The sequence below is a fragment of the Pseudoalteromonas sp. S3260 genome (assembly GCF_005886925.1).
GTDB classification, from domain to species: Bacteria; Pseudomonadota; Gammaproteobacteria; order Enterobacterales; family Alteromonadaceae; genus Pseudoalteromonas; species Pseudoalteromonas tetraodonis.
Window position 1 is genome coordinate 1 of record NZ_PNCV01000409.1, and the last position, 407, is coordinate 407.

Below are 407 nucleotides of genomic sequence, written 5' to 3' on the forward strand. Positions count from 1 at the left end.
CTCCGGGGGAAGGCGGTGTTCCTACACATTCTGTGGTGCGCTTTAAACTTCTTGATGAAGATGGCAACACAGTGGCTCAAGACCGCATCGATTTTCGTTTGACGGACGGTACTGGTGAAGCAGCACTGACTCAGGTAACAGGTAATACCGATAACAACGGTGTGGTGCAAACCACAGTGACCTCTGGTGTGGTGCCTGGTGCCCTAGTTGTGAAAGCCTGCTATGTGCCAAAAGCAGACGTAGCGGCATTGCCTGAAGGTGATGATTTAACCTGTTGGGTTGATGAGTATGAAGCTTGCCAAGCAGCCGATGCCCCGAGCTCTTGCCCTGAAGGCGAGGTTCAACTTATTCCGCTAAGCGAGCAAATCAGCTCGGTATCGAGCTTGCTTACTTTAAGCTCAGGCGTG

1 protein-coding gene is annotated in these 407 nt (G+C 51.8%); it reads left to right on the top strand.

The features are described from left to right. Window positions 1–407 (top strand): Ig-like domain-containing protein (locus CWC14_RS19350; protein ID WP_171036917.1); only part of this gene is annotated, 407 nt, incomplete at both ends.